Source organism: Venatoribacter cucullus (assembly GCF_016132445.1).
GTDB classification, from domain to species: domain Bacteria; phylum Pseudomonadota; class Gammaproteobacteria; order Pseudomonadales; family Oceanobacteraceae; genus Venatoribacter; species Venatoribacter cucullus.
In genome coordinates this window covers 1,363,976-1,390,302 of the sequence record NZ_CP046056.1, presented here as the reverse complement: position 1 = coordinate 1,390,302, position 26,327 = coordinate 1,363,976, and the positions used below count along the sequence as shown (strand labels likewise).

At 54.5% G+C, this 26,327-nt stretch carries 24 protein-coding genes and 4 tRNA genes; 9 read left to right on the top strand and 19 right to left on the bottom strand.

The genetic code is table 11. The annotated features are described in order from the left end of the window. Position 1 precedes the first annotated feature (1 nt). A complete protein-coding gene (gene ppsA, locus GJQ55_RS06590; RefSeq protein WP_228346707.1) occupies positions 2 to 2,365 on the bottom strand; it encodes a phosphoenolpyruvate synthase in 2,364 nt (787 codons plus the stop codon). A gap of 126 nt (positions 2,366 to 2,491) precedes the next feature. Between ppsA and ppsR the strand changes: the two genes are divergently transcribed. After that, positions 2,492 to 3,313 carry a posphoenolpyruvate synthetase regulatory kinase/phosphorylase PpsR gene (gene ppsR, locus GJQ55_RS06585; RefSeq protein ID WP_228346706.1) on the top strand — a complete coding sequence of 274 codons (822 nt, stop codon included), beginning with the start codon at positions 2,492 to 2,494 and terminating at the stop codon, positions 3,311 to 3,313. Positions 3,314 to 3,322: 9 nt separating this feature from the next. Here the strand turns inward: ppsR and GJQ55_RS06580 are convergent, their stop codons facing one another. The 6 genes from GJQ55_RS06580 to GJQ55_RS06555 all read right to left on the bottom strand — a co-directional run bounded on the left by GJQ55_RS06580 (position 3,323) and on the right by GJQ55_RS06555 (position 9,753). Then, complete coding sequence (locus tag GJQ55_RS06580; RefSeq protein WP_228346705.1) at positions 3,323 to 4,162, bottom strand: alpha/beta fold hydrolase; 840 nt, start codon at positions 4,160 to 4,162, stop codon at positions 3,323 to 3,325. Between the two features lie 18 nt (positions 4,163 to 4,180). Then, entirely contained in the window at positions 4,181 to 4,981 is an 801-nt protein-coding gene (locus GJQ55_RS06575; RefSeq protein ID WP_228346704.1) for a hypothetical protein, read from the bottom strand. 2 nt (positions 4,982 to 4,983) lie between these two features. Continuing rightward, entirely contained in the window at positions 4,984 to 6,621 is a 1,638-nt protein-coding gene (locus GJQ55_RS06570) for an OmpP1/FadL family transporter (protein WP_228346703.1), read from the bottom strand. Positions 6,622 to 6,673: 52 nt separating this feature from the next. Beyond that, complete coding sequence (locus GJQ55_RS06565) at positions 6,674 to 7,732, bottom strand: transporter (protein ID WP_228346702.1); 1,059 nt, start codon at positions 7,730 to 7,732, stop codon at positions 6,674 to 6,676. 27 nt (positions 7,733 to 7,759) lie between these two features. After that, positions 7,760 to 8,692 carry a C39 family peptidase gene (locus GJQ55_RS06560; RefSeq protein WP_228346701.1) on the bottom strand — a complete coding sequence of 311 codons (933 nt, stop codon included), beginning with the start codon at positions 8,690 to 8,692 and terminating at the stop codon, positions 7,760 to 7,762. Positions 8,693 to 8,940: 248 nt separating this feature from the next. Then, the gene (locus tag GJQ55_RS06555; RefSeq protein ID WP_228346700.1) at positions 8,941 to 9,753 is read right to left on the bottom strand and encodes a DUF6160 family protein; all 813 of its coding nucleotides are present in this window, start codon (positions 9,751 to 9,753) and stop codon (positions 8,941 to 8,943) included. A gap of 337 nt (positions 9,754 to 10,090) precedes the next feature. Here GJQ55_RS06555 and pabB point away from each other — a divergent pair, with 337 nt between their 5' ends. After that, positions 10,091 to 11,413, top strand: a complete 1,323-nt coding sequence (gene pabB / locus GJQ55_RS06550) for an aminodeoxychorismate synthase component I (RefSeq protein ID WP_228346699.1) — start codon at positions 10,091 to 10,093, stop codon at positions 11,411 to 11,413. A 69-nt stretch (positions 11,414 to 11,482) separates the two neighbouring features. On the opposite strand, the gene thrH is transcribed toward pabB, so the two are convergent. Continuing rightward, positions 11,483 to 12,100, bottom strand: a complete 618-nt coding sequence (thrH, locus tag GJQ55_RS06545) for a bifunctional phosphoserine phosphatase/homoserine phosphotransferase ThrH (protein WP_228346698.1) — start codon at positions 12,098 to 12,100, stop codon at positions 11,483 to 11,485. A gap of 202 nt (positions 12,101 to 12,302) precedes the next feature. Here thrH and GJQ55_RS06540 point away from each other — a divergent pair, with 202 nt between their 5' ends. Beyond that, the gene (locus GJQ55_RS06540) at positions 12,303 to 13,028 is read left to right on the top strand and encodes a phosphoadenylyl-sulfate reductase (protein ID WP_228346697.1); all 726 of its coding nucleotides are present in this window, start codon (positions 12,303 to 12,305) and stop codon (positions 13,026 to 13,028) included. 21 nt (positions 13,029 to 13,049) lie between these two features. Here GJQ55_RS06540 and GJQ55_RS06535 read toward each other — a convergent pair whose 3' ends face one another. The 9 genes from GJQ55_RS06535 to GJQ55_RS06495 form a co-directional block, all read right to left on the bottom strand. Then, positions 13,050 to 13,568, bottom strand: coding sequence for a DUF1285 domain-containing protein (locus tag GJQ55_RS06535; RefSeq protein ID WP_228346696.1), 519 nt, complete (start codon positions 13,566 to 13,568; stop codon positions 13,050 to 13,052). A gap of 28 nt (positions 13,569 to 13,596) precedes the next feature. Next, a complete protein-coding gene (locus tag GJQ55_RS06530) occupies positions 13,597 to 14,484 on the bottom strand; it encodes a radical SAM protein (protein ID WP_228346695.1) in 888 nt (295 codons plus the stop codon). Between the two features lie 98 nt (positions 14,485 to 14,582). Next, a tRNA-Leu gene (locus GJQ55_RS06525) sits at positions 14,583 to 14,669 on the bottom strand. A 43-nt stretch (positions 14,670 to 14,712) separates the two neighbouring features. Beyond that, positions 14,713 to 14,786, bottom strand: a tRNA-Cys gene (locus GJQ55_RS06520). Between the two features lie 26 nt (positions 14,787 to 14,812). Then, positions 14,813 to 14,888 (bottom strand) — tRNA-Gly (locus GJQ55_RS06515). Positions 14,889 to 14,965: 77 nt separating this feature from the next. Next, positions 14,966 to 15,523 carry a CDP-diacylglycerol--glycerol-3-phosphate 3-phosphatidyltransferase gene (pgsA, locus tag GJQ55_RS06510; RefSeq protein WP_228346694.1) on the bottom strand — a complete coding sequence of 186 codons (558 nt, stop codon included), beginning with the start codon at positions 15,521 to 15,523 and terminating at the stop codon, positions 14,966 to 14,968. Between the two features lie 45 nt (positions 15,524 to 15,568). After that, complete coding sequence (gene uvrC / locus GJQ55_RS06505) at positions 15,569 to 17,386, bottom strand: excinuclease ABC subunit UvrC (RefSeq protein ID WP_228346693.1); 1,818 nt, start codon at positions 17,384 to 17,386, stop codon at positions 15,569 to 15,571. After that, entirely contained in the window at positions 17,386 to 18,033 is a 648-nt protein-coding gene (gene uvrY / locus GJQ55_RS06500) for a UvrY/SirA/GacA family response regulator transcription factor (RefSeq protein ID WP_228346692.1), read from the bottom strand. The genes uvrC and uvrY overlap by 1 nt, the downstream gene beginning before the upstream one ends. 63 nt (positions 18,034 to 18,096) lie before the next feature. Beyond that, a complete protein-coding gene (locus tag GJQ55_RS06495; RefSeq protein WP_228346691.1) occupies positions 18,097 to 20,811 on the bottom strand; it encodes a bifunctional acetate--CoA ligase family protein/GNAT family N-acetyltransferase in 2,715 nt (904 codons plus the stop codon). Between the two features lie 84 nt (positions 20,812 to 20,895). On the opposite strand from GJQ55_RS06495, the gene GJQ55_RS06490 reads away from it, so the two are divergent. After that, positions 20,896 to 21,822, top strand: coding sequence for a histone deacetylase family protein (locus GJQ55_RS06490; protein ID WP_228346690.1), 927 nt, complete (start codon positions 20,896 to 20,898; stop codon positions 21,820 to 21,822). Positions 21,823 to 22,143: 321 nt separating this feature from the next. Here GJQ55_RS06490 and GJQ55_RS06485 read toward each other — a convergent pair. Continuing rightward, positions 22,144 to 22,233 (bottom strand) — tRNA-Ser (locus GJQ55_RS06485). A gap of 143 nt (positions 22,234 to 22,376) precedes the next feature. On the opposite strand from GJQ55_RS06485, the gene tusD reads away from it, so the two are divergent. Genes tusD through GJQ55_RS06460 form a run of 5 tightly spaced genes read left to right on the top strand, consistent with a single transcriptional unit; the run spans position 22,377 to position 24,647 of the window. After that, a complete protein-coding gene (tusD, locus tag GJQ55_RS06480; RefSeq protein ID WP_228346689.1) occupies positions 22,377 to 22,766 on the top strand; it encodes a sulfurtransferase complex subunit TusD in 390 nt (129 codons plus the stop codon). Then, complete coding sequence (locus GJQ55_RS06475) at positions 22,750 to 23,109, top strand: DsrE family protein (RefSeq protein ID WP_228346688.1); 360 nt, start codon at positions 22,750 to 22,752, stop codon at positions 23,107 to 23,109. The genes tusD and GJQ55_RS06475 overlap by 17 nt, the downstream gene beginning before the upstream one ends. 7 nt (positions 23,110 to 23,116) lie before the next feature. Further along, positions 23,117 to 23,374, top strand: coding sequence for a DsrH/TusB family sulfur metabolism protein (locus GJQ55_RS06470; protein ID WP_228346687.1), 258 nt, complete (start codon positions 23,117 to 23,119; stop codon positions 23,372 to 23,374). Then, positions 23,374 to 23,688 (top strand): TusE/DsrC/DsvC family sulfur relay protein, encoded by a 315-nt coding sequence (locus GJQ55_RS06465; RefSeq protein WP_228346686.1) that lies wholly within the window; start codon positions 23,374 to 23,376, stop codon positions 23,686 to 23,688. The genes GJQ55_RS06470 and GJQ55_RS06465 overlap by 1 nt, the downstream gene beginning before the upstream one ends. Further along, the gene (locus GJQ55_RS06460) at positions 23,685 to 24,647 is read left to right on the top strand and encodes a glycosyl transferase family protein (RefSeq protein WP_228346685.1); all 963 of its coding nucleotides are present in this window, start codon (positions 23,685 to 23,687) and stop codon (positions 24,645 to 24,647) included. Before GJQ55_RS06465 ends, GJQ55_RS06460 begins: the two co-directional genes overlap by 4 nt. 7 nt (positions 24,648 to 24,654) lie before the next feature. On the opposite strand, the gene GJQ55_RS06455 is transcribed toward GJQ55_RS06460, so the two are convergent. Then, positions 24,655 to 26,274, bottom strand: coding sequence for a methyl-accepting chemotaxis protein (locus GJQ55_RS06455; RefSeq protein ID WP_228346684.1), 1,620 nt, complete (start codon positions 26,272 to 26,274; stop codon positions 24,655 to 24,657). Between the last annotated feature and the right edge of the window lie 53 nt (positions 26,275 to 26,327).

Sequence of the window (26,327 nt, the reverse complement as noted above, 5' to 3'; positions counted from 1 at the left end):
GTTATTTATCCGCCAGGAAGAACCAGGTATCCATCACGGAGTCGGGGTTAAGCGACACACTGTCAATGCCATGATCCATCAGCCAGCGGGCGAAATCCGGGTGATCGGATGGGCCCTGACCGCAAATACCAATGTATTTACCGGCTTTTTTACAGGCGTTAATGGCGTTTTCCAGCAGCGCCAGAATGGCTTCATTACGCTCATCAAACAGGTGGGCAATGATGCCGGAGTCACGATCCAGCCCCAGCGTCAGCTGTGTGAGGTCATTGGAACCGACTGAGAAGCCGTCAAAGTGCTCAAGGAATTGCTCGGCCAGAATGGCGTTGGCCGGCAGTTCGCACATCATAATCAGCTTCAGATCGTTTTCACCGCGCTTCAGGCCATTTTCCGCCAGCAGGCTCACCACCTGCTCGGCTTCGCCGACCGTGCGCACGAACGGCACCATAATCTCGACGTTGGTAAAGCCCATTTCGTTACGGACTTTTTTCATCGCCCGGCATTCCAGCTCGAAGCAATCGCGGAAGTTTTTGGAGATATAACGGGACGCACCGCGGAAGCCCAGCATCGGGTTTTCTTCTTCCGGCTCGTATAAGCGTCCGCCAATCAGGTTGGCGTACTCGTTTGATTTGAAGTCGGACAGACGCACAATCACGCGCTTGGGCCAGAAGGCGGCCGCCAGCGTAGAAATACCTTCCACCAGTTTATCGACGTAAAAATCAACCGGACCGGAGTAGCCGGCAATGCGACGCTGCACGGTCGGTTTCACTTCTTCCGGAAGGCTGTTGAAGTTCAGCAACGCTTTCGGATGCACACCGATCATGCGGTTAATAATAAACTCCAGCCGCGCCAGCCCCACGCCTTCGTTCGGCAGCGCCTGGAAGTCGAAGGCGCGGTCGGGGTTGCCGACGTTCATCATAATTTTGAACGGCAGATCGGGCATCTGATCGACGCTGTTGGTGCGGATATCGAAATCCAGTGCGCCTTCATAGACGAAACCGGTATCACCTTCGGCACAGGAAACCGTTACTTCCTGACCATCGCGCAGTTTATCGGTAGCGTCTTCACAGCCCACCACCGCCGGAATACCCAGCTCGCGGGCAATAATGGCGGCGTGACAGGTACGGCCACCGCGGTTGGTAACAATGGCCGCCGAGCGTTTCATCACCGGTTCCCAATCCGGGTCGGTCATATCCGCCACCAGCACATCGCCTTCCTGCACCTGATCCATATCTTCGGCGCTGTGAACCACCCGCACCCGGCCTTTGCCAATACGGTGACCAATAGAACGGCCTTCTACCAGCACGGTGCCGGTTTCTTTCAGCAGGTAACGCTCCATCACGTTTTTATTGGTGCGGCTTTTTACCGTTTCCGGCCGCGCCTGCACGATGTACAGCTGCTGGTCGTCGCCATCTTTGGCCCATTCAATGTCCATCGGACGACCGTAGTGCTGTTCAATAATTAATGCCTGCCGCGCCAGTGCCTCCACTTCGGCATCGGTCAGGGAAAATACCTGACGCAGTTCGCGGTCAACGCGCTGGGTTTCCACCGAGCGGCCGACGGCAGCGTCTTTGTTGTACACCATCTTAATGGCTTTAGCGCCCAGGTTGCGGCGCAGAATGGCGGGACGGTTGGCCTTAAGGTTGCCTTTGTGAACGTAAAATTCGTCCGGGTTTACGGCACCCTGCACCACGGTTTCACCCAGGCCATACGACGAAGTAACGAACACCACCTGATCAAAACCAGACTCGGTATCCAGAGTAAACATCACACCGCTGGAGGCGGTTTCTGAACGCACCATGCGCTGAATACCGGCCGACAAGGCCACCTTGTGATGGTCAAAGCCCTGATGGCTGCGGTACGCAATGGCGCGATCGTTGAATAAAGAAGCGAACACATCGCGGATGGCGTGCAGCACGTTGTCGATGCCGACAATATTCAGATGGGTTTCCTGCTGGCCGGCAAAGGAAGCATCGGGCAGGTCTTCGGCGGTGGCGGAAGAGCGCACGGCCACGGCCATACGTTCATTACCAGCCTGCAGTTTACCGAACGCTTTGCGTACTGCCTGCTCCAGCGCCGGCGGCAGCGGCGCTTCGTAAATCCAGCCGCGGATACGGGCGCCGGTTTCGGTTAACGCGCGGATATCTTCCACATTCAGGGCATCCAGCGCCTGCTGGATACGGGTGTCGAGCCCTTCAAAGCTCAGAAACTCACGATAAGCATCGGCAGTAGTAGCAAAGCCACCGGGGACGGATACACCAGCCCCCGCCAGATTACTGATCATCTCCCCCAGCGAGGCGTTTTTACCACCGACCCGCTCAACATCGCCCATGGATACCTGATCAAACCAGAGTACATATTCAGTCAACGCACTGCTCTCCTGTATTTTTCCACGTTCGCCGCGGGCGCTCGCCTCATCGGGGATAATCGCCTAAAATCGCCTGCTGCGGCGATGGGCTGCGTAATACTAAGTGCAGAGGCAACAAATTTCCACATGAAGCGAACCGCGTTCTTTATCTCTGATGGTACCGGCATCACCGCAGAAACGCTGGGCAACAGCCTGCTGGCACAATTCGAAAGCATCGAATTTGAACGGATTACCCTGCCCTATGTCGATTCCGTGGAAAAAGCTGAGAAAGCGGTTGAAAAAATTAACCGTATCGCGGCTGAAACCGGCCAGGCTGCAATTATTTTCGACACCATCGTCGATAAAAACATCCGCAAAGTAATCGACGCCTCGAACGCGCTGAACATCGATATTTTTGCCGCGTTTCTGGCGCCGCTGGAAAGCGAATTGCAGGTGGAATCGTCTTACACCGTGGGTAAGTCCCATTCGCCGACCACCAGCCCGAATTACCTGGCCCGCATTGATGCGGTTAACTTCGCACTGGATAACGATGATGGTGCCCGCACCCGCCACTATAACGACGCCGATATTATTCTGATCGGCGTGTCCCGTTGCGGTAAAACCCCGACGTCTTTGTACATGGCCATGCAGTTCGGTATTAAAACGGCGAACTATCCGATTACCGAAGAAGACATGGCAGAACTGAAACTGCCTGCGGCGCTGCAACCATACCGGCACAAGCTGTTTGGATTAACCATTGATCCCGAGCGGCTGGCGGCTATCCGCACCGAACGCCGGGCCAACAGCCGCTACGCTTCATTAAAACAGTGCTATCACGAAGTGGATGAAGTGGAAGAAATGTATCAGCGGGAAAACATCCCGTTTCTGAGCACCACCAACAAATCCATTGAAGAAATCTCGACCCGCATCATGGCCGAAACCGGTTTGCAGCGGCGCCTGCAAAGCTGATTTTTTCGATCAGCGCTCTGCCAGGCAGCGGTTCATCACCGCAGCGATGGCTCTTGGCCGGGTAAACACCAGGCTGTGGTCTGCCCCATCCACCACTTCAAACTGCCAGTTACGGCTGGCCGCTGCCAGTTGCCGGTGCCGTTCATGCATGGCCGGCTCGCTCAGGCTGCCGACAAAACCAGCCCCGGCCCAGGGCGATACCCAGTTCAGGTAATAATCCGGTTGTTGCTGCAGCGCAGTACTGACCGCCGCCAATGCCTGCGCAAACCCCAGGGCATTAGCCTGCAGGCGGGCAATGGTTAACTGTTCGGTTTTATCCTGACGATTGCGCGCCGGCGACACCGAATCCAGAAAACGGACATAGGGAACAGAATCAGCCGGGTTGACCACAATCTGCTCAGCCACCTGCTGATACAGCTGCGCTTTGTTCAGCAGTACGTAGGCATCTGCGGCATAGAGCATGGCCGGCTCAAGTAAAAAACACAGGCCGTTAAATGGCCGTGAACGCAGCCAGTGCTCCGCCACAATGCCGCCGAAGGAATACCCGGCCACATCGAACTCCTGCCAGTCTAGCGCACCCGTCAGCTCGTCCAGCTGTTGGGCATAAGGGGCAACACCCGCGGCCGGCGCCGATAAAAAACGCGACCTTCCCATACCAGCCAGATCGGGAATCAGAATTTCGCGCCAGCCGGTTAAATAATTAGCCACATAGGTCCAGCTTAATTCCCCAGCCACGCCGGCACCGTGCAGCAACACCAGCCGCCGCTCTGTGGTAGCGGCAGGGTTGGTTAAGACAACAGCATGCTGATCGCAGTGGTCACTGCGGAAATTAAGCGGGTGTTTTTCCATGGGAGAATTCCGGCACGATTAAGGGCGGTATTCTACCTCAAGATTGGCGCGTGCCGGCGCACCGGCGGGGAAATACAGAATAAACGCCTGCACATCCTTGTCGGCAATACTGATCAGGCTTTCGTAAAAAGCCACCGCCTTCCAGGTCGCGTCGGTCAATTGTCGCTCCACCTGCGGGATAAAATGCAGTGGTTGCAGTTGTGCATCCAACGCAATCAGCGCCAGTGGCGCGTCGGTATCACGCAGGCGCAGCCGCAGTACCGGGTCCTCTGCATCAGGCGATAGTTCAGGCAACCGAAAATACCAGGCCGGCCGCTCACCGGTCTGGGTGCGTAAAGGCGCCGACAAATCCACCCGGGAAAATAATACCGGTTTAAAAGGCTTTAACTCTTCCTGAAAATACGCCTGATACAATCCGCAGCACCCGGAATTCCGTACCGCATCGCTGACCCGCCAGCCCGGTAACAGCGTGTGGTCAGATACCAGTACATCGTCTGCTGCGGCGGCCTGGGCTTCTTCTGAGGGTTGCGGAATGGTTTCATAGCGCAGCCGCCCTTCGGCATCAATCCAGGTGTAAAACGGTGGCTGCTCGCGCTGCAGACGTTCCTGCTCGGCTGCGAATTCGTCTTCAGTCAGGTAGTTATCATCAGACGATGATGAGGATGGCCGCTCGTTTTCACCGGCTTTTGACCGGTCATTTTTTTTACGGTCAGCGTCCGATTTAAGCGTGTTATGGATACGCCCTTCAGCGTCGATCCAGGTGAAATATTCCGGTTCCGCCTGAGCACTGCCAGCGCTCAGACAAAACAGGAACAACATAATCAGAACTTGGTGCGGAAACTGATACCTGCAGCGCCAATGGTCAGTTTGGTTTCGACGTTCAGGCCTGGATACGGGTTGGTCACGGTACATGTCAGACAGTTTCGGTTAATGGAGTCACTGGAATTCGGATATTCACCGGTCGCATCCGCACCTTGCGGGTCAGCCAGAATAACCTCTTCAGACTGCATGAAACTCAGGGATAAATCCACCACGGTATCTTTATCCCACTGATAACCCATACCGACGCTGTACAGGTTGGCATCACCCAATGGCGCCTGCACACTGCGGCGATCATCCGGAATGGAAGACTTACGCGGTTCATAACCCATGCGCAGTTTAATCCGCGAGTTCAGGTCATACTGCAGGCCAAAACCAAAGCTCCAGACACTTTCGTAGCCCATCGGCATGGTCAGGCTGTTATCCGTCACAATGTCCGGCGCCAGCAGTTTGGCCATGCTCAGGAAGCTGACGTTACGGTCGAATTCAAAACGCAGCGCATCCCACTTGTCAAAGTCGGTCCAGCCAGCATCCACGTTCAACTGATATTTTTCCAGAAAGCGTAATTTAATACCGGCCTGAAAATGCTGCGGATAGGTCAAACGAACCGACACATTCCCCGCCTCACGCTTAACCCCGGTGGGCAGCGAGAAAATAGCACCGCCAATGGCACCCACAATAGAAGAACGAAAGGTGCGGAAGAAATCGGCAAATTCGTCGGTATATTCCAGCTCAAAAGAGCCCTTCAGGTGCGCTTTCGCTTCACTCTGATAACCCAGACCCAGGGCAAACCAATCGGTCGGTTCCCACAACAAGCCCAGGTTGTAGGATGGCGACAGGGTTTCTTCGGTTAAAATCTGCAGCTCACCGATATCCTTGAACGGACCGACGCTGCCACCACAGAGTGTAATAATCGGCGCCAGCGGATCATTACCAGTGGAATTGCCGTTTTCATCAAAACAACCAAAGGCACCCTGCAGTTCTTCCAGTACCCCAATCAGCATATTCGGCGCCCGCACATCCTGATTAACAGCAACCGCCTGATGGGAAAACAAGAAGCTGGCACCCAACGCCAACTGGTCGTTGACCTTGTACCCGAAGGACGGCGAGAAATAGGTAAAGCGTTGTAAGGCAACTTCACGGGCCTGATAACGGCCAGCATCATCGCTTTCTTTGGCGAAACCGGCGGCCATCGGTGCATAAGCCGCATTGGCAAAGGTGAATTTAGAACCCGCCGGCTGGATGGACACGCCACCGGTTGGTAAGGTCAACACCGGCAAGTGCATGGGTAAAATGCCCACGCCTGGTAAATACGCCGCCGCAATGGCCTTGCTTTTCGGATCGTTGAGAATCGGATCTTCATGAATCGGCACCAGGCCAGCTTCATCCGGGTCGTAGTCTTCCGGCAAGCTGAAGTTGGCCTCGGCTGACAACATAATATTCATCAGCTGGATCTGGATCTGCCGCCCTTCCAGCTTGGTTAAGCCCGCCGGGTTAAAGTGAATATCCATAATGCCGGTCGGATCTGCGGTAACCGCGTTCCCCAGCGACATCGCTTTGGTATCGATGAACATGTTCTGAATCAGCTGAGCCGTTGCCAGCCCCGGTATCATCAGAAACAAAAAAATGAGAATGCGCATAATCGTTTGCCGCTACCCTGTTATTGTTATCGTTGAGCAAGCCAAAGCTTAATCAGTTGCCTGAAGCAGGTTTCACACCCTCGATATCAATGGGTAACGATAATCCAAGAATAATATCCGGCGACAGCTCGGTAAGACCAAAGCCGACGTTAACGTTGGCGATGGTTTTCGGCGACACCCGCACACCCAACGCAAAATTCATAATGCCGCTCATCTGGCTGCCGGCAATCGACTCATTTGTTTCTCCACCAGATAAAACCACAAACCGGGTTTCATCATTATAAGAACCCTGGAAAGAGGCACTGAGCGAAACATCGTAAGACAAGGAATAGGCAAAACCCATCGAGAATGACAGCGCATGTCCGGGATGCACTTCATCCAGAATGGTGCCACCACGACGCTGATTCAGATTTTCTTCTGAAAAATTGTAGGAATAACTGACGGAACCGAACAGCACTACCGGATCCATTACCTTAGAGGCACTGATACCGCCGCTGAGGCTGTAATAACCGGAACCGGTGGACAGGTTGCGGTCAATATCAATTTCGTATGGACTGTCGCCGGTCTTTAATTTAAGCGAGCCAAAGTAAGTCTGACTGACCTTGCCCGGCACATATTCAAACGGCTGCCAACGCAGTGAGCCACTGATATCGCCTAAGCCGTAGGCCGTTAAATCTTCTTCGGTATCGTACTTGGCAACGAAGGGTAACCGGCCACTGATGGTCAGGTTGTTCAGAATACCGTAGTCAAAAGTAAACGCGTTGGTAAAGGTATGACTGGCCACCGGGGCCACATCAGCGTTCAGAATGGTGGATGATCCTGATGGCACGCCCTCAGAATCCAGGGTGGGCTGAATAATCAGATCGATACGCTGGTCACCGTAATAGCTGTAGTCGAAATTATAATTAAGTGACTTACCACCCTTGCGTAATAACGAGTAGTTTTTTTCTGCCGCTTCAAACACCTGCTCGAGGGCTTTTTCGGTATCGGCGTCGTTATCCTGTTTTTGCAGCGCATCACGAGCCTTGGAAAGATCCTGCTCATCGGCGTACGCAGCCGGTATCACAGCCAGTAAAATTGGCAGAGACAAAAGCGTGGTTCGAATAAACATGAGAATTCCCTTAATCCTGTATCGTTATTATTTTCTTCTGAAGCGCAGCTCTTTCTCGAGGCGTTCAGTAGGATCTGTAGCAGCCCGGACATTAAAGTCTTCCGGTTTGACACCGTCTTCAGCTTTGCCGAATTCGATGTCATACACCACCTGGCCATCGGTGTTTTTCACATAATTACCACTGGCATCAAGGCGAGGTGAGTAACTGGAACGGGCATTATTATTCAATTCAGCTACCGCATTAGCGATTTTATCTTCGTAGCTCATCGCCAGTAACGGAAATTCACGAAAACTGTTTTCGGCAATTAAATAGTCCGCAACGAAGCGCATATCTTCTTCGCGTAATTCAAGACCATTAGCCGGTTTGTGGCCGTTCGGGAACACAATAAAGAGTACGTTGTTATCCCAGATTTCCAGAAAGCGATTGAGGGTAAAGCTCAGGTTACCCAGCGCCGGATCCGCCACATATACCCGGCCTTCATGGACGGAACGGATAACCACAAAATGCTTGAAGCCGGCGTATTCAATCGGCGCAATGGCCGGGTGGTCGAGCGCCACCAGATCTTTGGCTTCGGCTTTAAAGCCACCAGACGGGTGACCCAGAGCCGTAACCAGACGCTTCATATCCAGCAGGGAAAAACCCCGGCGCTGCACAATACGTTCGGTTTCACCAAAGCGCAGCAAGCCTTCCATTACCTGCCGCTCCTGAAAGTTACGGCCCAGGTAAAAATCGAGCAAGGTTGTTAACGCCGCCGAACCGCAGGAGTAGTCGTATTGCTGGCGCACTACGTTACGGAACTTCTGCACCACCAGTGGCTCGACATTCACCACTGTGTCGTACTGGTAATGCTCTTGCACCGCCACCCGCACAACGGTATCGCCCGGTTTGCGGTCTGGCACAATGGCCACTTCGTTGACCATGGCAAAGGCAATAATAGAGCCGAGGAGAATGATAAACACAGATGATGGCCTGAGGCCCCTCCGTTGCGTATTCGTTGTTATTGTTATTTTCTGTCTGAAGCCATGTTACATAAAAACACATAAACGACCAACAGAAAAATAGGCTTTTTTAAGCCGTTTACCGGGTTTTTTCACGGTATAAAAGGGGTATAAACACCAGTTCAAAAGAGGCTCAATAAACCCCACTGAAAAGCGGCATAAAAAAACCCGCCGAAGCGGGTTTTTTTTATGCGCCGTGCGCTAAGTGATCAGTGACCGTAAATGGTCTGGGTTACACCCGCCAGAACGATGTCGCTCACCGTCACACTGCCAATGGAAGCATTGCTGGCTTTACCCAGAGTAATGTCACCAATACGTAGATCACCCTGAATGGATTCCATGACAATGTTCAGACCTTTGTCGCTGGCAAAAATCTTCTGTTTGATCACAGCATTGCCGCCGTTATCGTCAAAAGTCAGACTACCAATTTTAACACCACCACCCAGAGCATCCAGGCTGCCGGAGGTGATTTTCAGTGATGATGAAGAGTCGATAACCATGGTATTGCCATCCACACCAGCATCACCAGCAGCGGCAGCAACCATACTGACATCAGTACCTGCAGCGGCAAAAGAGTCACGTGAACCAATCAGAGTGGTTGATTCACCCAGATCAACACCCAGACTTACATTGCTGACCAGTGCCTCACCCTGGGCAACACCAGCATCGTTAGCCAGATGCACAGAACCAACGCCCACCTGCAGACCAGTCACCGGATCAACGACAATCTTCAGACGACCATCCGCCTCAACGTCGATGTCCTGCTTGATGGTAATGCTAGTAGCAGAACCAACCCACACATCATTAATCTGGACCTGACCTTCATCGGTATAATCGATGCCGCCAACTTTAACGGCCGCATTGGCGCCAGTACCAGCCTGAAGATTCAATTCAATGGTCACACCGGCCTGACCAGTGGTTGCAGCCATAGTTTCATCATCCAGAGCAACCATGCCAGCCTGAGCAGAGATGGAAGCTGCTGCGATAGCCGCGGCGAGAGAAGCTTTCTTAAGGAATTTCATGTGCACACTCCTGATTATTTTTCTTAGGTTCGGACCTGCCGGTCCTATCACACTTCCGTGTCAGACAGATTCTGCACAGAGGTCGTGAATCTTGTGTTGGTTAACGTTCTGCTTTTATTTATTCTTATTCCTGCAGTTGAGCTTATGGCACAAGCCTGCTGAATTGCTGAACAATCTATTATCCGTACCCCGGGTTGTCCAGCCCTTTTTTTACGTTTCGTTACATGAACACCACAGTTTGTTCACACCAGCCGGCGAAAGGTGCCATAAGTAGTTGAATTTTTCTTTATTCATCAATAAGTTAGCCATCATCAACCACCCCTGAAACTGGCACAGAATGACACATCAATTATTGCCTTTCCGGGCAACAGAAATCCTGCAAATTGTGCATCTTCTAGACAATCCGGTGGTTCTGTACAGCGGCTCGCAGGCGCATGAGTCCAGCTACGCCATTCTGGCCTTTTCACCCCGGCAGCAGCAGACCTGCCACAACCGTAGCGATATCCGGCAGCTGGCCGAACGTATTCAGGCCACACCATCAGTTGCCAGGAAATCCACTGCAATATCTGACACGGCCGCACCCTCCCCCCGTTTCCGCAGCGGCTGGGCGGGTTATTTCAGCTACGAGGCCAGCCTGCATACCAGCAACCGCAGCCACCAAACCCCGCTGGCTGAGTTTTTTTACTATCCGGTTACCGTCGAACTGTGCCTGCAAAGCGACCGCTGCACCCTGCACAACCCGCAGTATTTACCCGGATCTGAACTGGAGAACTGGCTGCAACAGCTGCAGCAGGCTCTGCAGCAACGCACGAATAAGATCGCCAGCCCGGATAATATTCCGCAGCCACGGCACTGGCAGCCCGCCTGGAATGCCGGGCAATACCAGCAGGCGTTTGAGCGTACCCGGCACTATCTGCGGGCCGGGGATTGCTACCAGGTGAATCTGGCCATGCCATTTACCTGCAATGCGGATTTAACCAACGCCAGCCCGGTACCGTTGTTTGAACGCTTCCAGCCCTTGTTCGGTGCCTATTTCCACAGCAGGACAACCACGTTATTCAGCGTCAGCCCGGAGCGCTTTATCCGTATTCAGGGCAACCGGCTGGAAACACGCCCCATTAAAGGCACCATTAAACGGGGCCGCGATGCTGCCGAAGATGAACAGCACCGCCAATGGCTGGCTGCCAGTGAGAAAAACCGCGCTGAAAATCTGATGATTGTGGATTTATTGCGCAACGATTTAAGCCGCCATGCCGAGCCCTTTTCGGTAACGGTCGATCAATTATTCCATATTGAAACCCATGCCAATGTGCACCACATGGTCAGTACCATCAGTGCCGTTAAGCGGGCAGACGTCAGTGCGGCAGACATTATTATCGATGCCCTGCCCGGCGGCTCGATTACCGGTGCGCCCAAGTTACGGGCGATGGAAATAATCGCTGAACTGGAAGTGCAGCCACGCGGGCCTTATTGCGGCTCGCTGGGGTATTTTGATGATGCCGGCCACAGTGATTTTAATATTTTAATCCGTACCATTGTGGCCCGGCCGCAGGGCGCAGAATGCTGGGGTGGCGGCGGTGTGGTAATGGACTCCACCTGGGAAGATGAATGGCAGGAAATTCACACCAAGGTGCAGCGTATTCTTGATACGCCGCTGTAACACTTGAGTCTGCCTGACAGGCAAAAAAATACCCGGATTTACCGGGTATTTTTTAATCAGAAAGATAATTTACAAGGTCAGATTACGATTACTGGCCTTAATAAATTCTTTCTTCAGGTCTTCATAAGTATGCACCGCCGGGAATTGCGGGAACTCATCAATCACGTTTTGCGGCGCATGGAACAGAATACCGGCATCGGCTTCCGCCAGCATGGTGGTGTCGTTATAAGAATCACCAGCTGCAATGGTGCGGTAATAAATGGTTTGCAGCGCACGAATTGACTGCCGCTTAGGATCAGCCTGGCGCAGTTTGTAATCCACTACCCGGTCGTTTTCATCAGTAATTAAACGATGGCAGAACAGGGTCGGAAAGCCCAGCTGGCGCATCAGTGGCTGCGAGAATTCATAGAAGGTATCGGACAGGATAATGACCTGAAAGCGCTCACGCAGCCAGTCAACAAATTCCACGGCCCCGTCCAGCGGCTTCAGGGTGGCAATCACTTCCTGAATGTCTTTCAGCTTCAGGCCGTGCTGGTCGAGAATGCGCAGACGCTGCTTCATTAATACATCGTAATCGGGAATATCGCGGGTGGTGGCTTTCAGCTCTTCGATACCGGTTTTTTTGGCGAACTCAATCCAGATTTCCGGAACCAGTACACCTTCGAGGTCAAGACACGCGATTTCCATGAATACTCCACAGTTGGAATTGAACGTTGCAGATGGGCGCGTACTCTAGCAGAAGCGCGGGGTTTGACAACTGTACAGCAGTCGCATTAACGCCAGAGCCATAACAATATGACTTTTTATTATTATTTGAACTAAGAGAGCCGTGCTAATCTGCCCTCTTTATAACGACACTTCCGTTTTGCAACCAACGATCAGGCGAACCATGACTCAGACCCTGTCTGCTCTGAATGAGCAATTTGCCAGCCAGCGCCCCAAAGATTTACTGAAATACGCACTGGAACAACACGATGCCATCGGCCTTTCTTTCAGTGGTGCCGAAGACGTGGTGCTGATTGATATGGCCGTTAAACTCCGCCCGGATGTGGACGTATTCACCCTGGATACCGGCCGCCTGCATGCGGAAACCTATGAGTTTATTGAGAAGGTTCGCCAGCATTACGGCATCCGTATTGATATCCGCACACCGGACCAAACCGCACTGCAGACTTTTGTGAATGAAAAAGGCTTATTCAGCTTTTATGAGGATGGCCACCAGGAATGCTGTGGCGTGCGTAAAATTGCCCCGCTGCGTCAGAAGCTGAGCACACTGGATGCCTGGATTACCGGCCAGCGCCGCGACCAGAGCCCAGGCACACGCTCTGACGTGCAGCTGATTGAAGCCGACACGGCGTTTAAAGGCCGTAATGGTGAGCTGACCAAGTACAACCCGCTGGCGTTGTGGACCTCCGCCCAGGTGTGGGAATACATCAAGGTATTCGATGTGCCTTACAACAGCCTGCATGAACGCGGCTTTGTCAGCATTGGCTGTCAGCCATGCACCCGCCCGACGCTGCCGAATCAGCACGAGCGCGAAGGCCGCTGGTGGTGGGAAGGCGCAGGCCATAAAGAGTGTGGCCTGCACGCCGGCAATATCATTAAGAAAGGCTGATCGCCTTCAGACAGCCCGGTGTCAGCTTAAAACGAAGCTGGCACCGGCACTGCGCACAACCACTTTTCCATCGGCGGTTTCTTCCGCCAGCTCCAGCAAATCGTACCAGGCGTTTCGCGACAAACGCGCCCATAACTCTTGTCGCACATGAACTTCCGCCAGCAGCGTGCCATCCAGTACCGACATTACTAATGGATGCTGCGGCCCCAGCTCCAGCAAATCACCCGTCGCTGTGACCATGCTAATGATGTCACCCCGGCGCTCCAGCATGGTGATTAATAACGGCCGGTCTTCTACCCGGATACGCCACTTTTCCACTGGCGTGAGCAGAAAATACTCCTCGCCCTCTTTGCGCAGAATACTGGCAAATAAACGCACCAGTTTTTCGCGTTTAATCGGCGCACCTTCATGCCACCAGCTGCCGTCTTTACGGATTTCCATATCCATATCGCCCGACAGTTCCGGCTGCCATTTCTCCACTGGCGGCAAACGCCCGGGGCGGTCATCGCCTAATTGCTGCAACAGCAGATTCAGATCCATCAGTGTCTCCCGATTAAGCCAGGCAATGTTACAAACCGCGCTGCCACTCCTGCCGCAGATGAATGCGGTCAGGGGTATGAATGGCGGCATCCAGTTGCGCCAGCAAGGCGGCTTTATCCTGCCCCAGCGTGCCTTTTAAGGGCAGATAATTCGACGCATGATCGCTGCGAAACACGGTATTGGTAAGCTCCAGCGTTGCAATTAACAAGCGTAATTCGACAAACAAATCATGCTGCGACGGCAGCTGATAGTTGCCATTAAAACCGTCCACCACGCGCTGATCGCCCAGCGGGTAACTGACGATTAAGGTGGATAAAAACTCTGGCTGCGCCTCGTTCATCAACAGCGCCGAATTACGTGCATGCTGCTCGCTGTACGCCACCCCACCCATGCCATTCAGAATCATCACCGACGAGGCAATGCCGGCCTGTTTGATTTTTAACAAGGCATCCAGCGTGCTCTGCCAGGTTTCACCTTTTTTGATAAAGCCCAGAACTTCATCGTCGCCGCTTTCAGCACCGACATACAAAATACCCAGCCCCAACTCACGCATTTCGGTCAGTTCAGCCACGGTTTTTTTGCGGATATTGCGCGGTAAACAATAAGAACCCACCCGCTTTACCCAGGGTAAATGCGTGCGGATGGCCTGCAGAATATTCAGCAGCCGGCGCGTCGGCAGCACCATGGCATCGCCATCGGCCAGAAAGACTTTTTCAAAACGCGGACCAATAGCAGCCGCCTGACGAATTTCTTCCAGCACTTCGGCTTCGTCGCGGGCACGGAATTTTTTCTGCGGCTGGGTGTACATATCGCAGAAAGTGCACTGATTCCAGGAACAGCCGTTGGTGACCTGAAGAATTAAGGAACGCGCCTCACTGGGCGGACGGAAAACCGGCTCGATATAGTTCGGGAACATGATTTTTCCTGACAATAAAACAACAACAATCAGATAGTTTCTGAAGGTTAAACGCAGGGAGAGAGAATGTCATGCAGAGGTGTAGCAGAAGTTTTAAATGGTGCCCCGGGCCGGAATCGAACCGGCACGGCCGTAAGGCCGAGGGATTTTAAATCCCTTGTGTCTACCAATTTCACCACCGGGGCTTCTTGCCACGCAGTTCGGCGCAGAGTGGGATCACCGAAATCTTGGAGGCGCGAGCCGGAGTCGAACCGGCCTACGTGGATTTGCAATCCAGTGCATAACCGCTTTGCTATCGCGCCGAAATCATTGAAGAACAATGAAAAACTGGAGCGGGAAACGAGACTCGAACTCGCGACCCCGACCTTGGCAAGGTCGTGCTCTACCAACTGAGCTATTCCCGCTTTAAGTGCTGCGCATTCTAAACGCAGCGGTTACAGAGTCAAGCGTTTTTTCTTACTTTTGAAGCACTTATAGCCGTTCAGCGGTTTGCGGGCGCCGGGCGCAATTCCGGCCAGGCGGCTTTCAGATACACCAGCATCGACCAGATGGTCAGCACCGCCGCAACATACAACGCCGCATAGCCCAGCCACAGCAACCAGGGATGCACACCGGAACCCAGCAGCACGCCAATGGCGATCATCTGAAAGGTGGTTTTAACCTTACCAATGTTGCTGACGGCAATATTGGCCCGTTTACCTAACTCGGCCATCCATTCGCGCAGCGCTGAAATAACAATTTCACGCCCAATAATAATGCTGGCCGGAATGGTCAGCCAGACGCTGGCAAACTGCTCCACCAGCAACACCAATGCCACGGCCACAATCAGCTTATCGGCGACCGGGTCCAGAAACGCCCCCAGCGGGGTCGCCTGATTCCATTTACGCGCCAGGTAGCCATCAAACCAGTCAGTCACCGCTGCCAGGCCAAACAATAACGCAGCAATGACTTTTCCCAACGGGCCGAACCAGTAAAAACTGATCACCATCAGGGGAATCATAATAATCCGGCTGAGGGTGAGAATATTCGGCACATTCATCGGTACTGCTCTCCAGTGTTTGCTCCGGTGTAACGCCGTAACGGGTTATTCACCATGTAATTGCCGGAAAATATCCGCCGCCAGTTTGCGGCTGATTCCCGGTACTTTTTCCAATTCTTCCTGCGGCGCACTGCGCATATTGCTGAGGCTGCCAAAGTGCAGCAACAAGTCGCGGCGGCGCTTTGGCCCTACGCCCGCCAGCCCTTCAATACCTGAACTACTGCGGCTTTTGGCGCGGGCTTTACGGTGCCCGGTAATGGCAAACCGGTGTGCTTCATCGCGCACCAGCTGCAACACCCGGAAGCCTTCGTTGTGCGCGTCGGGGATTATAGGCTTGCTCTCGCCCGCTTCCCACAGGAATTCCCAGCCACTTTTACGGGTTTCGCCTTTCGATATACCAAACACCCGAACCGCCACGCCCTGCTCCGCCACCACCGACTGTACCCGCGCCACCTGTCCCTGGCCGCCATCGATCAGCAATAAACCGGGCAAGTCCTGTTGTTCGGCACAGCGCGTCAGATGCCGGCGCACGGCTTGCTCAAGGGCGGCGTAATCATCACCGGCGGTTACATCTCGGATACTGAAACGGCGATAACGGCTTTTGTTCAGACCTTCGTGATCGTAAACCACGCAGGAGGCGTAGGTCGCTTCGCCTTTGGCATGACTGATATCAAAACATTCGATGCGATTAGGTGCCGCAGCCAGGTTCAGTAACGCCGCCGCCGCTTCCAGCTTTTGTCGTGCCGCCTGATGACCGGACAACCGTGCCTGCGCACCGCTGCGGGCATTTTCCTGCGCCATATGCAGCCACTGCGCCGGCCGGCCACGCTGACCACGACTGTGTGTCAAACGCTTGCCCTGCTGTAACTTCAGCGCCTCCAGCAAAGCTTCCGCAGCCTCGGCCGGCACATCCAATACCAACTCATCGGGCAAGCCTTCCGCCGCATGTCCGCTGAGATAAAACTGGCTGACAAAATCCACCAGCAGCTGTTCGTAATCTTCACCAGCCAGATTGTCGGGGTAATAGTGCTTACTGCCCAACAGCCGGCCCTGACGGAAACTCAGGCGGTGAATACAGAGAATGCCCTGCCAGTCGGCCAGCGCCCAGGCATCACTGTTGTTATCAATACCGTAGACGTGTTGTTTTTCCTGCGTCTGCCGCAGCAGTTCTATGCGGTCACGCAGTTCGGCCGCCTGTTCAAACGCCAGCTGTTCAGAGGCCTGCAGCATTTGCTGCTGCAATTCCTGCAGCAGTTCGGTATTTTTTCCCAGCAGAAAGAGCTGGGCCTGATGCACACTCACCGCGTAATCAGACGTAGAAATTTTATTTACGCACGGTGCCGAGCAACGGCGGATTTCGTGCTGTAAACAGGGCCGGCTGCGGTGGGCAAAGTAACTGTCTTCGCAGGAGCGCAGCTGAAACAGTTTCTGCAGATGATTCAGTGCTTCACGCACGGCGTAACTATTCGGATACGGACCAAAATAACGTCCGTCGCGTTTCTTTTTGCCACGCCGGTAAGCCAGTAAGGGAAACTCATGCTCGCTGAGGTGCAGGTAAGGGTAAGACTTATCGTCTTTCAGCAGAATATTGTACGGCGGCCGGTGCTCTTTAATCAGCGTCTGCTCCAGCAGCAGCGCTTCGGCCTCGCTGGCGGTAACCGTTACCTCGATATGATCAATGCGGCTGACCAGCGCCACGGTTTTGCTGTTCAGACCGCGGGCACGGAAATAACTGGAAACGCGGTTTTTAAGATTTTTGGCTTTGCCGACGTACAGCAGCTCGTTATCGGCGGCGAACATACGATACACCCCGGCACGCTGGGTCAGGGTGTGCAGGAATGCTTTGATATCGAAACCGGCCATCAGCCGGCAACCACCGGGTCTGCCAGCCCGTATTGCAGCGCCATATGGGTGAGCGCCACATCGCTGTCGATGCCCAGTTTTTCAAAAATCCGGTAACGGTAGCTGTTCACGGTTTTCGGGCTGAGGAAAAGTTTTTCACCAATGTCATTCACCTTCTGGCAGCCGACAATCATCATCGCAATCTGCAATTCCCGGTCGGAGAGTTTTTCAAAGGGTGAAGCCTGATCCTGCTGAAAGGGGCGCAGCGCCATGCGTTGGGCAATGTCCGGACTGATGTATTTCTGGCCACTGAATACTCGCTGAATGGCCAGCACCATTTCATCCGCCGCCGCACCTTTGGTGAGATAGCCACAGGCACCGGCCTGCAACAGGCGGTTGGCAAAGGGGTTATCATCGCAGGCGGTTACCGCAATGACACGGATATCCGGTGCATAGCGTTTGATACGGCTGGTGGCTTCCAGCCCACCGATGCCCGGCATGCGGATGTCCATCAGAACGATGTCGGGTTCATGCTCGCGCACAAAGGCCACGGCTTCCTCACCACTGCAGGCCTCACCGATAACGCTGATGCCTTTGGCATCAGACAGCAGACGGGTAATCCCGGAACGCACCAGATCGTGATCGTCAACCACCAGCACTCTGATCAAAAAAACACCCCACTCGCCTGAACAACCGGCCTGCGGCCGGAATTTCCGAAATATAACAAAAGGTTAAAACGGGTACATGCGTTTTTTCTGCCAGGCGTACTTCATCGGGTTCAGGTTTTTACCCACTTCAACCACCCCTTCATCCATGTTGTGGCGCATGTGAAAACCCAGCCGCTCCGAGAGTTTCAGCATGCCGGTATTGTGCGGCAGTACGGTACCAAAAATCTGCAGCACGCCGCGCTTGGTCAGATAATCAATAATGCCCTGCATCAGGCGCAGCCCTAACCCCTCGCCACGACAGTTATCATCAATAATCACCGAGAACTCGGCGCCCACATCATCGGCATCAATCCAGACCCTTACCACACCGTACAGCACGCCTTCACGCAGGGCGACAAAGGCCATTTCGCGGTCATAATCAATCTGAGTAAAACGGGCCAGCTCGCGGTGGTCGAATTGCCGGCGCGCTGAGAAGAAGCGCAGCCGCAGCGATTCCGGACTGAGACGGTGGTAAAAATCTTCCAGCAAAGGCTCGTCTTCACCACGAATCGGCCGGATATCATACAGATGACTGTTGCGGCTTTCGTAATGGGTTTCTAGCTCGTTGGGGTACGGCATAATGGCGGATTTGACCGGCTGCCCGACTTCACCGGCCACACCAATCACCATGTAATGCCCCACCTTGCGACGGATAGCATTCAGCTCCAGCCCGGCAATCCAGGGATGGTTCAGCGCCAGATGCGACAGAGCCACCAGCCAACGCTCCAGCGTCACCAGTTCGCGCTCAATATTGTCGGAACGCTCTGACAATACCTGATAAAAATGGCTGCTTTTAATCAGCTTTTCCGCCAGCGTGGCGTTCAGCGGCGGCAAGGCCACCTGCCGGTCGACCAGAATATCGGCGGTGGAACCACCACCACCAAAAAACAGATAAGGGCCGACTTCTTCATCGCGGCCAATACCGAAGGAAAACTGCAGGTTATCCAATGCCCTGTGCATGGTTTGTACGGTGTAACCCAATACCGGGCTGCGCGGGAAGGCTTCAGCAATGGCCACTTCCAGCTCTTCGGCGGCGCGGGTCAGATCTTCGGTGGTTTTCAGGTTGCGCACCACGCTGCGCAGACGCTCACGCGGGTTGTCACCGTAAGCAAAGGGGTACAGATAATCGCGGTGATGCACGCGCAACACCCAGGGCGCCTTAACCTCTTCCGCCACATTCAGCAGCTCGGATAACGAGGTGCGGTAACGGTTGTCGGCACAGGAGAAACCATAGGCATGCAGCAGGTCCCACAGATGATTAGGGAGCAGGTAATCACCGGGGCGATGAGTCGCCAGAATGGCTTTATCCACCTCCTGATAGGCCGAGGAGATCGGAATTTCGAGACTTTCCGGTGTTTCCCGCAGCAGATCCTGGGTGCGCTGGTGCTGCACCATGTACATATAGGATTTAATGGCGTTATCCGGCGTTTCAAAGGCCGGCAGCTTGTTGTTATCAAAGCATTCACGCGCCGCCTCAACCGAGTATTCCCCCACCCAGCTGGTCAGCACGGTTTTATTGCTGGCCGCCGCGACCTTCACCAACGCTTCGGCATTTTCCAGCGGGTCAGAGCCGAGGCTGGGAATATAGATAACCAGCAACGCATCCACTTGCTTATCGCGCAGCAGTGTATTGGCCACCACGGTTAACTGCTGCGGTTTTAATTCCGGATTCAGCAGCACCGGGTTGTCGGTTTTTACATACTCCGGCAGCAACGAGCGCAGCTGGGTACGGGTTTCTTCCGACAACACCGCCAGCTGGCCACGATCATGCAGCAGCCGGTCCAGTGCCAGAATGGCCGGCCCGCGGCCATTGGAAATAATCGCCAGCCGCGGGCCGAAATGCTCCCGGCGGCTGTTTAAGGCATCCACGCAGTCAAACAATTCGTCAGTAGCCGACACCCGCAACACACCGGCCCGGGCCAGCACTTCATCGACCAGCGTATCGCGGCTGCGTAACCCTTTGGGGGTCGGAATACGGCTGAGCGGGCTTTCGGCAAAGCGGTTACTCTTCACCGCCAGCACCAGCTTGTGTCGTGATGCTGCACGCAAAGCGCGAATTAACGCCTTACCGGAACCGATTTCATCCAGCTGAATCAGCAGCGTGCGTACCTGCGGTTCCTGGGTAATAAAATCGAGCAGATCCGGCAAAGTAACGTCCTGGCTTTTACCCAGCGTCAGCACATGGGAAAAGCCAATATTGCGGCTGTAAGCCCAATCCATCACGCCGGACGCCAGCGTACCTGACTGCCCCACATAAGCCACATGACCACTGCGCACCGGCACGTGCAAAAAGCTGGCGTTCAGACGCCGGCCGGGAATCACCATCCCCAGACAATCCGGCCCCAGAATCCGCATGCGGGTTTGCTGCACCACCTGATTCAGGCGTTCAGAAGACGGCCGGAACTGCCAGGAGCGGGTACGGGCAATACCACCGGTCAGCAGCATCGCGGCCCCCACCCCTTTGGCATGCAACTGTTTGATAATTTTGGGGACGGTCTCTGCCGGGGTGCAGATAATGGCCAGATCGACCGGATGTTCCAGCTGACTGATGCGGCTTAACGCCGGCAGCCCGTAAATATTTTCATAGCCACGGGTATTGATGGGGATAATCTGCCCCGGAAACTCCCCCGCCTGCAGGTTGCGCATAATGGCCCCACCCAGACTGCCGGGCCGTTCCGACGCACCGATCACGGCAATGGATTTCGGCTGAAAAAACAACTCGAGCGAGCGCGTTCCCATGGCTACTGATCCTTAAGTTTAGTTGGCGGTACCCTGACCGCCGGATACACTGAACATTCAACCTGCAACGGTAATGACCGGATTATGACCACGGCCTACTTTTCCTTCCAGCAACATTTTACCCACGATACCGGTGACGACCATCCGGAACACGCCATGCGCATTCTGGCCATCGAGCAAGAGCTGAAAAAGCGCGGCCTGTGGGAGCAGCTCGATATCCGTGACGGTCAGACCGCCAACGAGCCCGATATTCTGCGCGCTCACAGCCCTGGGTATGTGGAGCAACTGCAACTGATCCAGCCGCAGCAGGGGCATATTTATGTCGACGAGGATACACCGATGTCGGCCGGCAGCCTTGACGCAGCTCGTTATTCCGTTGGCACCTGCACCCTGGCGCTCGATCAGCTGATGAAAAATGAATTCAACAATGCCTTTGTCGCCGTACGGCCACCGGGCCACCATGCTGAACACCGTAAAAGTATGGGCTTTTGTTTTTTCAATAATATTGCCATCACCGCCCTGCGTGCGGCCGAAGTGCATCACCTGCAGCGCATCGCCATTCTTGATTTTGATGCCCATCAGGGCAATGGCACCATCGACATTCTGAAAAATGATCCGCGTTTTCTGATGCTGTCCAGTTTTCAGCATCCGTTCTTCCCCTACACCCACTATCAGGACAACAAATACAGCAACCTGATTAACGTGCACCTGGATGCCGGCTCGGGCAGCGTGGAGTTCCGCAGCAAAATTGATGATTTATGGGGGCCGGCTCTGCGTGGGTTTGCGCCGGAACTGATTCTGGTCTCCGCCGGTTTTGATGCACACCGGGATGACCCGATGGCCGAGCTGTGCCTGCTGGATGATGACTACCGCTGGATGGGTGACTGGATCCGTGCTTACGCAGCCCCCCGCCATCTGCCGGTGCTGGCCATTCTGGAAGGCGGCTATGACCTGAATGCACTGGGCCGCTCGGTCAGCGAATTTATTGCCACCATGCTGCGCAGGGATTAATCCCTGCCGGTAACTCAAAGACACATAATCCGCACAGAATACCAACACACACCACCCGTCTCCTGAGCCATGCTGGTGATCAGCCAACAGGAGATGGGTTATGTTCAGAAAACAATCTTTACCCGGGCAGCCAACCCCCAGTGAAATGATGCTGACCACCACGTGGCCCGTCTGGGTGTACCGGCTGGAATGGCTGGCAGTAGGCGTTCTGAGCGCTGGCAGTTTGATGTTATTTTTGTTGGCTTTTATGTTGGAATAATTTTTCAGCGGCACGCCAATAACAAAAAAGCCCGCATCGCTGCGGGCTTTTTTGTATTAATTTGGCGGAGGGATAGAGATTCGAACTCTAGAACGGGGTAAACCGTCGCCGGTTTTCAAGACCGGTGCTTTCAACCACTCAGCCATCCCTCCAATGGCCGCGTATGATACCGAAGCCGTTTTTTACGTCAACAATTTTTTTATAAATCAACACACTACAGGGTTTATCCGGCAACAGAGTTGCATCCGCCGGTGCCGGCATTACCATAAGCGACATCTTTCAGCTGGCAAGGGCCATGGCAACCTTCACTCTGTTAATGACTCAATCCCCGTTAAGTGGCAGCTCGCATTATCTGGCGCTGGATTTTGCCCGGGCCCTGCTTGCCGCCGGACACTCATTGCAACGGGTCTTTTTTTATCAGGATGCCGTTTATGTGGGCCTGAACGGCCAAACCCCCATTCAGGGGCAGCAACCCTTACTGCAGGCGTGGCAGGAACTGGCTGCCACCCATCAGGTGCCGCTGCAGCTGTGCATTGCCAATGCCCTGCGCCGCGGCGTGGTGGATACCACAGAACAGCAACGCTACAACCTGCCGGCAGAGACGCTGGCGAGTGGGTTTGAATTAGCCGGGCTGGGTGAAATGGCCAGCGCCTGCCAGGAGAGTGACCGTGTTATCCGCTTCTGAACCCCGCATCAGTGTGGTCATACATACCGCGCCCAGCGCCGATCTGGAACCGGCCGAACTGATTCTGGCACTGGCCGCCTTTGATTTGCCCGTGCAGGTATTTTTTACCGGTAATGGTTTGTTCTGGTTGCTGCCGCAGGAAGCGCGCAAACCCAATGGCAAAGCGCCGTTAAAGGTGCTCAGCGCCTTTCCGCTATACGGGGTCGAAACCCTGTTTTATTGTCGCGATGATCAATCGGCCCTGGGACTGGAAACAGCGACACTGCCTGAGTACAGCGCACCGTTGTCAGCAGCGGAAATTGGCCGGCAACTTCAGCATTCAACCCAGGTTTTCACCTTTTGAGGCATGTATGACAATGCATATTCTGCTGTCCGGTTCAGTACAGCTGCCGCCACAGATTCTACCGCTTCTGGCCGACGGCGACGCTGTACTGCTGCTGGGTGATGGCGTCTATCTGCAAGCACACTTCAGAAGTCGGGCCCAACTGTATCTGCGTCAGCAGGATCTGCAGCAACGCGGCATCCAGGCCAGCACGGGCCAGACCATCAGCGATGAAGAATGGGTCGCCCTGACCTTAACCCACCAACCGGTTGTGAGCTGGAGCTGATGACGTTACCTGCACTGGATAAAGACGGTTTTCTGGCCAATCTGCATGACTGGAACCCGACCGTTGCGGAGCAGCTGGCCGCACAGGAGAGCATCACACTGACGCCTGCGCATTGGGAAATTTTGAACGCCTTACGCGATTTTTACGCCGAGTTTGACCTGTCACCGGCTATGCGCCCCCTTACCCGTTATCTGAAGGAAAAACTGGGCGCAGAAAAATCCAGCAGCATTTACCTGCTAACCCTCTTTCCCGGCAGCCCTGCCAAGGTTGCCGCCCGTATTGCCGGCCTGCCCCGGCCGGAGAATTGCCTGTGAGCCACCATCCGCTTGCTGATTATGTACGCATCCTGGCGCGGGGCAAAAATGCCAGTCGCAGCATGAGCTTTGATGAAGCGCGTTTTACCATGCAGAGCATGTTGCGCGGCGACTATCTGCCCGAACAGCTGGGCGCCATTCTGATGTTGCTGCGGGTAAAAGAAGAAAGCCCGGAAGAAGTGGCCGGCTTTGCCGCCGCCATTAATGAATACTGGCCCGCAGACGTACAGGCCGATCTGATCTGGGCCAGCTATGCCGGCAAACGCCGCCAGCCCTTCTGGTGCCTGTTATCGGCGCTGCTGCTCAGTCAGATGGGGTACCGCATTCTGTTTCATGGCAGCGAAGCCCACACCGAAGGCCGGCTGTATCTGCATGAGCTGTTCAGCGAACTACAATGGCCCGTTGTGCGCGACCTGAACGAGCTGCAACAGTCAGCGCCGTTACGTTACCTGCCCTGCCGCGTACTGCATCCGGAACTGCAGCGCTGGTTGCTGCTGAAAAGTATTCTGGGTGTGCGCTCCCCCATTAACACCGTACTGAAAACCATCGCTCCGCCCGGCATCGCCAGCGTACAGGGCGTGTTTCATCCCAACTATGCTGCCGCGCATCAGCAGGCCGCTGCCATCAATGGCCAGACGGTAGTGATTATCAAGGGCGAAGGCGGTGAGTTTGAAGTGAACCCGGAGCGGCGCTGTGAGGCTTATTGTCAGCTGCCGCAAGGGCCGGCGCAGCTGGAATTGCTGCATCAGCAATCTCATTATGAAGACAAAGGTGGTCTGGCCGGCTTAGCCGCCCTGCAGAGGGTATGGCGCAACGAGGAACAGCATGCTTACGCCACCGAAGCCATTATCGGCACCGCCGCATTGGCGCTCTGTGCCATCCGCGGTAATGCCGACTTATCGCTGGCGCTGGCCGATTGCCGGCAAGCCTGGGCGCAGCGGGATACCCGCTGCTTCTGACAGTAAATTAAACCCGGAACTGGCCGGTTACCTTGCCCAGCGTGCGGGCAATGTCTTTCAGCGAACGGCTGGCCTGTTCCACATCCTGCATACCGGCCATGGCTTCTGCTGAGGTTGATTTAATCCCCATCACGTTGTGTTTAATGCTCTGTGCAGCCTGCTCCTGACGGTCGGTAGCACCGGCAATCTGGCTGTTCATAGCGGCAATGGACTCTACCCGCTGGGTAATGGCCTGCAGGCTTTCATCGGTTTTTGCCGCATGGCTGACACTGGTACGGGCGCGCTCTTTGCTTTCGTTCATCACCCCTACCGCCGACTGTGCGGCGCTTTGCAGCTGCTCGATCACCGCCTGGATTTCTTTGGTGGAATCCTGAGTGCGGCTGGCCAGCGTGCGGACTTCATCGGCAACCACCGCAAAGCCCCGCCCCTGCTCACCGGCCCGGGCAGCTTCAATGGCGGCATTCAGCGCCAGTAAATTGGTTTGCTCTGCAATAGCGCGGATAACATCCAGAATGGTACCGACATTGGCCGTGTCGGCTTCCAGTTTGCGGATTACCTCCCCGGCCCGCTCCACTTCGGTCGCCAGTAAATTAATGCTACTGACGGTTTCATTAACAATACCGCGACCTTGCTTGGCCGCCTGATCCGCTTCGCGGGCGGCCTGGGCCGCTGAGCTGGCATGACTGGAAACTTCCTGCATGCTGCTGACCATATCATCCACCACCAGCGAAACCTCTTCGGTGGCACGGTTCTGCTGTTCGGTGGTCTGGGTGGTACGGCTGGTCAGCTGATGCAGATCATCGGCAACGCCGGTCAGTGGTTGTGAGGTTTTCACCAGCTCGCCAATGCTGCGGTGCAGCTTATCGATAAACTGGTTAAACCAATGCACCACGTCACCGATTTCATCGTCTGATGATTTTTCAATACGGCGGGTCAGATCACCGTCACCAGAGGCAATATCCTGCAAGGAAGACAACAGACTTTTCAGCGCGGTATCAATGGAACGGCTGGTGCTCCAGGCGGCAATAATCATCAGCGCCAGAATAACCAATGCCACCACCAGCCCCAGTGACTGAGCTTCCTGGCCGGCCTGATTGGATTGTGAGACGGTGTCATCAAATGCCGCCAGGCTGCTGTCACTGTAGGCTTGCATATCGGCACGGGCACGCTCCAGCGCCGTATTCATACGCTCGATCATGGCGCCCATACCGGAGAAATCGATACTGCCGTCCACCATACCGGCGGATAACTCACGGGCAACGCTGAAGTAGGCATCAAAATCCTGCTGCATCACTGCCACATCGCTGCTTTTCTGCGGCCATAATTGCTGCAACTGACGCATGCCCTGGTTGACCTCATCACGCAACTTATCGGCGGTGGTAATAAAGTCCATTTCGCCGGTGCTGACCGCCGTCGAAAACAATTCTTCAATGCGGGCCAGCCGCACCAGATTCGCTTTGGATTCTTCCACCACCGGGAAAAACACCTGCTGAATCTGCTGCAGGCGCCCAGTGTTGGCCTGATTTATATTGAAATTGATCACCAGACTGATTACAAACCCCACAATGGCAACGGCGGCCAGCGAGAGGATTTTCACTTTGATACTGACAGAGCTGAAGAGACTCATATTTCCGCCTGAGGGTTACTGCAATAAGTTAAAAATAGCGCATAACAACAACG

Bases quoted from the DNA above. Each gene is read 5' to 3' on its own strand.
- GJQ55_RS06575 (WP_228346704.1), bottom strand. From the start codon at position 4,981: ATGTTGTTCCTGTTTTGTCTGAGCGCTGGCAGTGCTCAGGCGGAACCG.
- GJQ55_RS06530 (WP_228346695.1), bottom strand. From the start codon at position 14,484: ATGTTCCCGAACTATATCGAGCCGGTTTTCCGTCCGCCCAGTGAGGCG.
- GJQ55_RS06540 (WP_228346697.1), top strand. From the start codon at position 12,303: ATGACTCAGACCCTGTCTGCTCTGAATGAGCAATTTGCCAGCCAGCGC.
- ppsR (WP_228346706.1), top strand. From the start codon at position 2,492: ATGAAGCGAACCGCGTTCTTTATCTCTGATGGTACCGGCATCACCGCA.
- GJQ55_RS06455 (WP_228346684.1), bottom strand. From the start codon at position 26,274: ATGAGTCTCTTCAGCTCTGTCAGTATCAAAGTGAAAATCCTCTCGCTG.
- tusD (WP_228346689.1), top strand. From the start codon at position 22,377: ATGGCAACCTTCACTCTGTTAATGACTCAATCCCCGTTAAGTGGCAGC.
- GJQ55_RS06490 (WP_228346690.1), top strand. From the start codon at position 20,896: ATGACCACGGCCTACTTTTCCTTCCAGCAACATTTTACCCACGATACC.
- GJQ55_RS06555 (WP_228346700.1), bottom strand. From the start codon at position 9,753: ATGAAATTCCTTAAGAAAGCTTCTCTCGCCGCGGCTATCGCAGCAGCT.
- uvrC (WP_228346693.1), bottom strand. From the start codon at position 17,386: ATGGCCGGTTTCGATATCAAAGCATTCCTGCACACCCTGACCCAGCGT.
- GJQ55_RS06570 (WP_228346703.1), bottom strand. From the start codon at position 6,621: ATGCGCATTCTCATTTTTTTGTTTCTGATGATACCGGGGCTGGCAACG.
- GJQ55_RS06465 (WP_228346686.1), top strand. From the start codon at position 23,374: ATGACGTTACCTGCACTGGATAAAGACGGTTTTCTGGCCAATCTGCAT.
- GJQ55_RS06535 (WP_228346696.1), bottom strand. From the start codon at position 13,568: ATGGATCTGAATCTGCTGTTGCAGCAATTAGGCGATGACCGCCCCGGG.
- pgsA (WP_228346694.1), bottom strand. From the start codon at position 15,523: ATGAATGTGCCGAATATTCTCACCCTCAGCCGGATTATTATGATTCCC.
- GJQ55_RS06565 (WP_228346702.1), bottom strand. From the start codon at position 7,732: ATGTTTATTCGAACCACGCTTTTGTCTCTGCCAATTTTACTGGCTGTG.
- pabB (WP_228346699.1), top strand. From the start codon at position 10,091: ATGACACATCAATTATTGCCTTTCCGGGCAACAGAAATCCTGCAAATT.
- GJQ55_RS06470 (WP_228346687.1), top strand. From the start codon at position 23,117: ATGACAATGCATATTCTGCTGTCCGGTTCAGTACAGCTGCCGCCACAG.
- thrH (WP_228346698.1), bottom strand. From the start codon at position 12,100: ATGGAAATCGCGTGTCTTGACCTCGAAGGTGTACTGGTTCCGGAAATC.
- GJQ55_RS06580 (WP_228346705.1), bottom strand. From the start codon at position 4,162: ATGGAAAAACACCCGCTTAATTTCCGCAGTGACCACTGCGATCAGCAT.
- GJQ55_RS06495 (WP_228346691.1), bottom strand. From the start codon at position 20,811: ATGGGAACGCGCTCGCTCGAGTTGTTTTTTCAGCCGAAATCCATTGCC.